Annotated in this window: 7 protein-coding genes; 3 read left to right on the forward strand and 4 right to left on the reverse strand. The window is 46.0% G+C overall.

Annotated features, from left to right (window positions below; genetic code table 11):
- Positions 1-120 precede the first annotated feature (120 nt).
- The gene (locus RIM23_RS11345; protein WP_446367115.1) at positions 121-249 is read right to left on the reverse strand and encodes a hypothetical protein; all 129 of its coding nucleotides are present in this window, start codon (positions 247-249) and stop codon (positions 121-123) included.
- 154 nt (positions 250-403) lie between these two features.
- On the opposite strand from RIM23_RS11345, the gene RIM23_RS11350 reads away from it, so the two are divergent.
- Positions 404-3,658 (forward strand): protein kinase domain-containing protein, encoded by a 3,255-nt coding sequence (locus RIM23_RS11350; protein WP_446367117.1) that lies wholly within the window; start codon positions 404-406, stop codon positions 3,656-3,658.
- Positions 3,659-3,891: 233 nt separating this feature from the next.
- On the opposite strand, the gene lnt is transcribed toward RIM23_RS11350, so the two are convergent.
- The 3 genes from lnt to RIM23_RS11365 all read right to left on the reverse strand — a co-directional run bounded on the left by lnt (position 3,892) and on the right by RIM23_RS11365 (position 7,139).
- A complete protein-coding gene (gene lnt, locus RIM23_RS11355) occupies positions 3,892-5,517 on the reverse strand; it encodes an apolipoprotein N-acyltransferase (protein ID WP_446367119.1) in 1,626 nt (541 codons plus the stop codon).
- A 392-nt stretch (positions 5,518-5,909) separates the two neighbouring features.
- Complete coding sequence (locus RIM23_RS11360; protein ID WP_446367121.1) at positions 5,910-6,281, reverse strand: hypothetical protein; 372 nt, start codon at positions 6,279-6,281, stop codon at positions 5,910-5,912.
- A 105-nt stretch (positions 6,282-6,386) separates the two neighbouring features.
- On the reverse strand, positions 6,387-7,139 hold the full coding sequence (locus tag RIM23_RS11365) for a hypothetical protein (RefSeq protein WP_446367123.1): 753 nt from the start codon (positions 7,137-7,139) through the stop codon (positions 6,387-6,389).
- A gap of 291 nt (positions 7,140-7,430) precedes the next feature.
- Here RIM23_RS11365 and RIM23_RS11370 point away from each other — a divergent pair, with 291 nt between their 5' ends.
- A complete protein-coding gene (locus tag RIM23_RS11370; protein ID WP_446367125.1) occupies positions 7,431-8,294 on the forward strand; it encodes a Tab2 family RNA-binding protein in 864 nt (287 codons plus the stop codon).
- A gap of 68 nt (positions 8,295-8,362) precedes the next feature.
- Positions 8,363-9,683: TldD/PmbA family protein (locus RIM23_RS11375; RefSeq protein WP_446367127.1), on the forward strand; the 1,321-nt coding region annotated here is incomplete at its 3' end.

The following is a 9,683-nucleotide window of genomic DNA, read 5'->3' on the forward strand; positions in this document are numbered from 1 at the left end:
TCACCTACAAACTCTGTTTCTCATATTATTATTATACCTAAGATTAGAAAGAAAAGCAACTAAAGTTGCTAAACTAAACACATTGCTCGGTTTCATCCCTCGGATAAATCACGAGGGCTTTCACCATCGCTTATGACGTAATTTTACGGCAAATGCACCCAAACCGTAGGAGTTTGGTAACCAAACCCCTACAGTCGCCCCCGCAGCCGTGAAGCCGTTGACTGAAAAACCCAGAAATTGGATGTTCATTTTTTTTAGATGCTGCGTGGAAGATGGCAGGGGAGGGGAACAGAAAATTTTGTTGGCGTTACGATTGAGACGGAAAGTGATTTTTGGAAAGTCTATGGCAAAATTATATCACTTGTGCGGTCAATAAAACCTGCTGAGAGTCTACACAAATCTTATGATTGGGACACGACTACGTGGGCGTTATGAAATTATCCAACCGTTGGGACGTGGGGGGTTTGGGGAAACGTACCTAGCACGCGATCGCGATTTACCTGGACACCCCCATTGTGTGGTCAAGCAACTTAAGCCACAGGTGGCAAATCCATCTGTGTTAGAGGCGTCTCGCCGCCTGTTTGATACCGAGGCACGGGTTTTGTATCAATTGGGGAATCATGACCAAATTCCTCAGCTTTTGGCTCATTTTGAAGATAATCAGCAATTTTATTTAGTTCAAGAACATATCGAAGGGGATGATTTACGGCACGAATTATCGGCGAGACGCCGATTTGATGAGATGCAGGTTATCAGTTTAGTCTGGGATATCTTAGAGATCTTAAACTTTGTTCATCAACACCAAGTTATTCATCGTGATATTAAACCCTCTAATTTAATTCGACGGGCAGCGGATGGTAAGATTATTTTAATTGACTTTGGTACGGTTAAACAGGTGAGTACGGCGACAGGTTCCCCAGGATTGGTGACGATTGCTATTGGTACACCCGGTTATATGCCCCCAGAACAATGTGCTGGCAAACCGCGCTTCAGTAGCGATATTCATGCGGTAGGAATGCTGGGGATTCAAGCCTTAACGGGGGTATTACCCCATCATTTACCAGCGAATCCGAAAACGGGTGAAATAATTTGGCGAGATCAGGTAGCAGAAGCCTCACGTTTTCATGACATTTTAGCGAAAATGGTGTGTCAGGATATCCGCGATCGCTATGAAACTGTGAGGGAGGTGTTAGACGCGATCGCATCCTTACCTTCTAGTGCGACAATCCCCTTACCTAGCAATACTTTACCCCGTCCCATGAGAACTGTAAATAGTTTACCGTCTCAGCTTCAGACTCAGCGCACCCTAGCCGCGATCGCGTTTACTGATGGTGTGGGATTTAGTGCCAAGATGTCGGCGGATGAAGAACATACCCTGGATTTAATTCACCGGGATTTAGAGTTAATGCGGCGATTATGTCAGCAGTTTTCCGGACAGACGATTAAGTCTACAGGGGATGGCTTATTGATGTATTTTCCCAGTGCGGTTTTGGCGGTGGATTGTGCCATTGAAATTCAGCAATCCTTGGCTCAAGCCGCCCAAACTTTATCAGCGAATGACATCATTTTACATCGAATTGGCATTCACTTAGGCGATGTCTTTGTCAGTGAAAGCGATGTCATGGGCAATGGGGTGAATATTGCGGCTCGTTTAGAAGGAAAGGCACAACCAGGAGGGATTTGTATTTCTCAGCTCGTTTATGATTTGGTGAAAAATCATTTACAGTTACCCACTACATTTTTAGGAAACTTATCGTTAAAAAATATTACCGAACCCGTACCGAGTTATTTAATTCAACCCGTATCCTCTGGAAATAGGGTGTATCCACGCTCAAGTTCTCCCTCCAAACCCAAAAGTAAACAAACTCGCCAGGATGTTCAATTTCGCCACATTTTACTCAATAAAGTGAGAAACTATTGGATCAAAGGGGTATTAGAAACCTCGTTGCATGGTCGCGTCTTAATTGAACTGGGATTAGAAGAACGACTGGATTTAGTCGAACGCCCTTGGGAATTGGTTTGGGAAGGTTCCGGGGAGTTCCAGCAAACCCTATTACCGGGAATCAGAGTCAGTGACAAGTTTCTGGCGATGGGCGAGGGGCGATCGCTCCTGATTTTAGGGGAACCGGGAAGCGGTAAAACCACGACTCTTTTAGAATTAACTCGCGATGTATTGGATCAGGCAGAAGTTGATAGTAATCACCCGATTCCTGTGGTCTTCAATCTATCCTCTTGGACAGGGGGGAAACAAACCATTGCTGACTGGTTAGTTAACGAACTTTATACGAAATATCAAGTGTCTAAAGATATTGGTAAAACCTGGATTGATGTCGGAGAATTGTTACTATTATTGGATGGTTTAGACGAAGTAAGTATTACATTAAGAGAGGCTTGTGTCACCGCTATCAATCAATTTAGTAGCGAACATGGCACAACTGAACTGGTGGTTTGTAGTCGGATTCGGGATTATCAAGCCTTACAGCACCGCCTGAACTTACAAGCCGCGATTTGTCTACAACCGCTTACTTTAGCCCAAATTGATCGCTATCTAAACAGTGCTGGGACGCAACTTACAGCGGTGCGCCAAGTTCTGCGATCGGATACCACATTACAAGACTTAGCACAATCTCCTTTAATGTTAAGTATTATTACCCTAGCTTATCAGGGAATATCCCTGGACGAGTTACCGCAAATGAGTGGTTTAGAAGAGTGGCGGAAGCACTTATTTGACAGTTACATTCAGCGGATGTTTAAGCGTAAACGGGGTCAAGGGAAGTATAGAAAAGACCAGGTAATTAATTGGTTAATTTGGCTGGCAAAGCGGATGAATCAAGCCTCAGAAACCGTATTTTTAATTGAGCGATTGCAGCCGAGTTGGTTAGAAAGAAAGGAGCAAAAATGGCTGTATGCTATGGGAGTTGGTTTAATCGGGGGATTAGTTATCGGGTTAGGCGGGGGACTAAATGTCGAGATGATTTTTCGACAGAGCGTCGGTGTATTAGCCGGGTTAATTATGGGAATCGGCGGTGGGTTAATGGCGGGGTTAATTGTGGCTTTGATTATGAATCAGATTGAACCTGTAGAAACATTAAAATGGTCATGGGTAAAAGCGAAACGGAATATATTTCCGGGGTTGCGAATTGGGTTGACGGTAGGATTAATATTTGGTTTCAGCAGTGGTCTAATTTTTTGGCTAATTTCGCCCAGTGGGAGTGCGATAATTGAGGGGCTAACTTATGGATTAAGTGGAGTAGGGACAGGATTAATTTTTATATTATTGCGCGGGTTAACTGGGGGCGGGATTGAGACGAGTACAGTTCCCAATCAAGGGATATGGCAGTCGGCACAAAATACCTTAATTTTTGCTTTAATTGGAGTAGTTGCTATGGTAGGTTTGGCGCAAATCGTGGGACTACCGATTTTATTTGGTGCGGTGATTGGATTGCTGTTTGGGTTATTTTCACCTGCGGGGATTGCTTGCATTCAGCATTTTACGTTGCGGTTAGTGCTGTATTTTAGTGGTTGTATTCCCTGGAACTATGCACGATTTCTGGATTATGCGACGCAGCAAATTTTTTTACAGAAGGTAGGAGGCGGGTATATTTTTATTCACCGATTGTTATTGGAACATTTTGCTCAGATGGAGCGAAAAATGTAATGGAAGGTGACAGCGAATTGAGTAATCAGCCCCCCCAAGCCCGATGACTGGATATAGCCATATTGTTTAAGATATATTAAGCATTTCTCCCCAACCCAGACACCATAAGAATTGTGGATTGTTACGAAAGATGTGACTAATGCATAGGATGGGGGTTAGGGGATGAGGGTGAAACGCTCCCCCCTGTATCGGTTTTCACCTTAAGTTGACACCAATGCACGGAGCGTGAGCCCCTACAACAGTTGGTGAAGATTCAAGCGACTCACGATAAACGCCACAATCGCCAATCCTAATAATGTCGGAGTTAACCAATTTCCCCAGCGCACGTAAAGCGTCTGGGTTTGTCGCCGATATATTGTCGCCGCGTGAATCTGGTATGTATTAATCCCAGAAAGCCATAAGGTTCTCCCATGAGGATCTATAATGCCAGAATAGCCCGTATTCGTCGCCCGTACTGCCCACCGGTCCGTTTCAATGGCTCGCATCACGTCTTGGGCGTGATGTTGGGCGGGCATGGTTTCACTATAATGAGCATTATTTGAGGCACTGAGAATAAACTCACCCTCCCTGGCGGCTTGATGGCGGAAATGATAGGCAAAGGCTGACTCATAACAAATCCCCGCGATCGCACGACCAAAAGGTGTGGCAAACTGTTGGTTGGGTTTACCTGCGGCTAAATGGGCATCTAAGGGGGAAAGGCGATCAATTAAACCGCCGAGTAGTTCCTCAAAGGGAATATATTCTCCTAAAGGTACAAGAATAACTTTGTTATAGCGACTGATGGTTTTACCCGTACCTGTAATCGTAAATAAGCTATTGGTAAGGCTATCCCCTTTTTCACCAAAAGCCCCCAGCCAAACCAGCACACCTTTTTCTAAAATAGCTTGTTTTAAACGGTCGAGTTTGTATTGATAAAACGGAACGGGTGAGCGAAATTGATTAATCTGTTCATCCCAGATAAATGGCAAAGCCGTTTCCGGTGTCAAAACTGCCTCAACCCCTTGATCAGCTAAGGCGTTGTAACCGTTGGTATAATTTTCAATTGCCCGACTCAAACCATCTCGGTAGAGTTTAATTGTGTTCGGAATATTCCCTTGAATAATGCCAACCTTGAAGGCGGCTTGAGTCGGTTGAATCAGAGGGCGACTGTAGAGTCCAAATCCAATCAGATGGAAACCGATGAGGAGTCCTAAGGCTAGGATAAATTTCTGCTTTGCGTTAGAATCAGTAACTCGTTTGGTTCGATTTGAGAAATAACTAATCCCAGCTTCGGCGATTAACCCATTTACAGCAACAACGGCTGCAGTTACCGTAAACGGACCCGAAATCTGACCCAGATGCAAAATCCATAAATTATGGGGACTCTGGGTATAAGCCAGAGATGTCCAGTTGAGATCGCCTAAGGTCCAGAAGGCTTCTAAACCACACCAGAGGGCAATTCCCACCAAGACGCGAGTGAGGGTTTTAAATTTTGCACCTTGACGATTCAACATTGAATTGAACGCCGTCATCCCCACCGCCCACAGCACCACAAGCACCGTCCCCCAGAGGGTAATAAACGCCCAGCAAAAAAGCGCGATCGCTAAACTGGCTAACCAGGGTACTCCCATCCAATCCATGGGATGAATCCCTGTAATCCAAAATAGGGCTAAGCCTTGATAGCCAATCCCCCAGCAGAAACCAGATAAAGCCGTCTGGCGCAGGCTTTGACGGGTTACGACTAAGAACCATAAAGGCACCAAAGCAATCCACGCCAAAGACCATGCTTCTACAGGGGATGGGGTTATTCCCATTATTATACCACCCAACAGGGATAACAAGAAAGGAGATGCTCGCCAAAGTTGCTTAGGAATTTGCATAGTAAGGATTGTGGTACTCAGGGTAATCTGTCACCCAATTAAGTCCTATTAAACATTCTGCCTTAATCTAGCCGTTAGCAGTTTTCAATGATTGGCAAAATTGTCTTTTCCTGTTCCCTGTTCTCTGTTCTCTCTGACTAAGAGAATGGGCTAGCACTATTGAGAATATAGGAACACTTCTCACCGTACTAGCCCAGATTGGTTGTTTGTGTTGGAGATGTTTCTTAATTGTGTTCTGTTTTTAACGGCTATGACATCGGCAATAGTGAGCAAATAATTTTGCGCTACTTTGCGGATGTCATTTGAGAAGAATCGGATCTAAACACCATAAGATCCATGATGCCTTTTTTAAAATTAGATACACCCATCCCAACACTATAACGAGTTGCAAATTATTCGCTGAGCGGCACTTGTAACTTGAGTCTTTGAACATCCCCCTCTTCACCCACAGCCGGAAATAGGTCAAGGGGATCGCCAGAGGTGAGAGTATCCCCGACTACAATTCGTAGGCGAGAGTTGATAGCAAAGCCTGAATCTGTAGAATTCACTCCCGCTTCATCTTGAGCAATGGGCAAGTTGTTATTGAACAAAGAGCGGTAATCATTGGATAAACTGCGACGTTCTACAGTCCGTAGGGATTCACCAGATAAAGTAACTGAATTTTCATTAGAACTAAACGGCGCGTTAGACTGGGCTTGGGTAAGGGGGGCTAAGCCAAAAACCGCAGCGGTGATACCTAAAACAATAAATGTGTGGCGTCTCATGAGCGCTCTCCCTGATTCTATAGTTTTGGAAACTTGCTACTGTTGAGACCAATCATACTTTTTAGCATAGCAAGAATTGCCCTTGGCTAATCAATCGAGTTTCAGCTACGAACCTCTGTCTTGATCATCAAATTCAAATCCCCAGTCTTCATCCTCATCCTCAGGTTCCTCTTGTGGTGGGGGTTGACGATAGGGTGGGGTAATTACTCGATAGTTAGCATCATACACTCCATCAGCTCTGCTAATCCCCGACTTAGACTGATTTGATTCTCGGTAACTGTAGGAATAAACAGAGTCGGGTTGAGATGGGCGGCGGGGTTCTTGAGTGGCTTCGTAACCCCTACTTGGGCGCTCTGTTTCCTCTGATACCTCTTCCTCCTGCTCACTCTCAAACTCATCCCAGTCAAACTCGTCATCTGTGGATGTTGCAGGTTCTCCTTCAAAGTTCCATTCTGGAGCAATAGATTGATCCCAATCCGAACCTGAAGCAGAGGACGAGGGTCCTGGAGGTGGTGGTTCTGGAGGTGGCGGGGGAGGTGGAATTTCCGGTTCAGAGTTCTCCTGTTCAGGTTCCTCCTGCTCAAACTCGGCTTCCTTTCGCCAGCGATTTGGAGGCGATGCTTGGGCGGCGCGATCAAACCTCTGAACCCTCCTGGGTCGAAAACTGAGCAATTGTAAGACTAAACTGGTGAGTATGCCGAGTGCGATCGCCAGTCCTATCCATACCGTCAGAGGCAATGCAACGGTTTGCATTCCCAAAAACACGACAGACAAGACGGGGGCTGACAAATTTGACAAAACAAATATAGCCAGTCCGCCTCCAACCACGCATAAGAGTACAATTCGATTGACAGGCATGATCACTCACAGTTATAGATCCAGCTTTACCTCTAACTTACCGCTTTCTTTGCATCTGATCCCTCATCCTGAGTGGGGTGTGGAGTGTAGAATGTGGGGTTTAGGGTTGACAGCAGTAGCTCAAATACTGAGTTTTACCGATAATTAACCTGTACAGGGATGAGATCGCGTCCGTGGTAGGTTCCTCATGTATTGGCGCGATACATCACAGACAGTTCCTTGGGAGTACGTCCCGGAGCGGATCACTAACCCGTATTATTAGAAGAGGGGTTAGATTATAACAGTCTTGGCATGACGATTATTTGGGAACTCGATTTCTATTCGCGTCCAATTTTGGACGACAATCAGAAGAAAGTCTGGGAAGTCTTAATTTGTAAGAGTCCTTTAAACATCCATCAATCCTCAGACGACATATTTCAGTACGCGCAGTTTTGTTCCAACCAGCAGGTCAACTCCTTATGGTTACGGCAATCTATAGAAGAGGCGATCGCGCAAGCGGGACAAAAACCCAAAAAAATTCGCTTTTTCCGGCGTCAGATGAGCAACATGATTAGTATTGCCTGCCAAGAGTTAGGCATTCCGGCGATCGCGAGTCGTCGGACTTATACCCTAGATCGTTGGCTCCAGGAGCGGATGCAGGACGTTTATCCCCATCAACCCGGATATCAGTCCTCAGCCGCCGCGTCTTCCTTTGTGCGCTACCAACCTCAGGTTCCCCAACCCTTACCCGACGCCATCCAAGGACAAAAATGGGCATTGGTGAGCTTGGAAGCCGGAGCATTTGCTGAAATGGAAGAGTGGGACATTGACTTTGGCGAAGCCTTTCCCCTGTCAATGATGAAACTCGCTCCAGATACGCGCATTCCCGGCATAATTATTTTCTCTGATCGCGCCAAAGCCTTAGCCGCTTGGATGTCCGGCTTAGAACTGGCGTTTGTTAAATTTCAGGGAGGCGTCACCCCTAAGTTATTACTGGAAACGGGTGCTAGTGATAGCTGGATTTTAGCTAATATAACCGATACCCAAACCCTAGCGGAAGCTCAAGGATTTGAATCTGCCAAAGAAAACGCCCAGTTCGTACATTTTCTCGCTGTGCAGTCAACGCCAACCTCAGAAACCTTTGCCGGATTTTGGTTGTTGCAAGAGTTAAAGTAGCGCTTACTGGGTTAGGGGTTCACCACCATAAGCCGGAAATATAAACAGAATAATTAACTCTAAACATTATGGAGTCTCCAAATTTGTCACCCGCCCTCTTGAGCGAGCAACTCTTAGATCTGGCACTCAAAGCCGGAGCCAAGGATGCTGAAGTCTATCAGTCGCGATCGCTGTCTCGACCTGTATTATTTGAAGCGAATCGCCTCAAACGGCTAGAAAGTAGTCAATCAGAAGGGGTGGCGCTACGTTTATGGAAAGATGGACGTCCAGGATTGGCGGTTGCTTATGGTGGGGTGAATCCCCAGGATTTAGTGGATCGAGCTATCGCCATTAGCGCCCTGAATGAATCTGAATCGGTGGAACTAACACCAGGACGAACGGAAAGTTATCCTGACTTGGGCAAGTTCGTAGCGGCAGAAGAATTAGTCGTCATGGGCAAAGAAGCGATCGCTCAAATTCGGGACGCCAATCCAGATGTCATCTGTACGGCGGAATTGGAATGTGAAGCAGAAACCACCCGTTTGATCAATTCTCAAGGCTTAGATTGCCACTACACCGACACCACACTTAACGGTTTTTTCTCCGTAGAATGGGTGCGTGGTGATGACTTTTTATGCGTATCTGATGGTCAAACTCAACGGGAGGAGCTTAACCCAAATAAGGTCGTACAAGCAATTCTGCAACGCTTAAACTGGGCGCAAGCCAATGTTTATCCCCCCATCGGTCAAGTGCCAATCTTGCTCACAGCCAAAGCCGCAGATTTGCTCTGGGATACCGTACAAACCGCTTTGAATGGGAAACAGGTTTGGGAAGGCGCTTCACCTTGGAGCGATCGCGTGGGTCAAGTGGTCAGTTCCCTCAATCTCACCCTCTCTCAACAACCGAATACAGGTCCATATAGCTGTCCTTTTGACGACGAAGGTACGCCCACTCGACCCCTACTATTAATTCGAGAAGGGCAATTGCAGCAGTTTTATTGCGATCGCACCATAGGGCGATTAATCGGAGGAGGCAGTACAGGTAATGGATTTCGCCCCAGCTTAGGCAGTTATCCGACCCCAGGCTTAGTCAATATTATGGTGCAACCGGGTAAAGGATCGTTGAGAGACTTGCTACGTCAACTCGATGATGGATTAGTGATCGACCAAATCCTCGGTGGTGGAGCTGGCATATCCGGTGACTTTTCTGTCAATGTTGATTTAGGGTATCGCGTTTGCAACGGTATGATCATCGGTCGGGTGAAAGACACTATGGTCGCGGGTAACGTCTATACCGCCCTTAAGCAGATTATTGCCCTCGGTGAAGATGCGGATTGGAATGGTCCATGTTATACCCCATCCTTAATTTTAGAAGGACTCTCAGTCACCGCTTCCGAGCAAACCTCTATTC

The sequence above is a fragment of the Coleofasciculus sp. G3-WIS-01 genome, from assembly GCF_040223135.1.
Classification (GTDB): Bacteria; Cyanobacteriota; Cyanobacteriia; order Cyanobacteriales; family Coleofasciculaceae; genus Coleofasciculus.

What these genes read in the sequence shown, in the direction of transcription:
- RIM23_RS11365 (WP_446367123.1), bottom strand. Translation starts at nt 7,139, where the DNA reads ATGCCTGTCAATCGAATTGTACTCTTATGCGTGGTTGGAGGCGGACTG.
- RIM23_RS11345 (WP_446367115.1), bottom strand. Translation starts at nt 249, where the DNA reads ATGAACATCCAATTTCTGGGTTTTTCAGTCAACGGCTTCACGGCTGCG.
- RIM23_RS11360 (WP_446367121.1), bottom strand. Translation starts at nt 6,281, where the DNA reads ATGAGACGCCACACATTTATTGTTTTAGGTATCACCGCTGCGGTTTTT.
- lnt (WP_446367119.1), bottom strand. Translation starts at nt 5,517, where the DNA reads ATGCAAATTCCTAAGCAACTTTGGCGAGCATCTCCTTTCTTGTTATCC.
- RIM23_RS11350 (WP_446367117.1), top strand. Translation starts at nt 404, where the DNA reads ATGATTGGGACACGACTACGTGGGCGTTATGAAATTATCCAACCGTTG.
- RIM23_RS11370 (WP_446367125.1), top strand. Translation starts at nt 7,431, where the DNA reads ATGACGATTATTTGGGAACTCGATTTCTATTCGCGTCCAATTTTGGAC.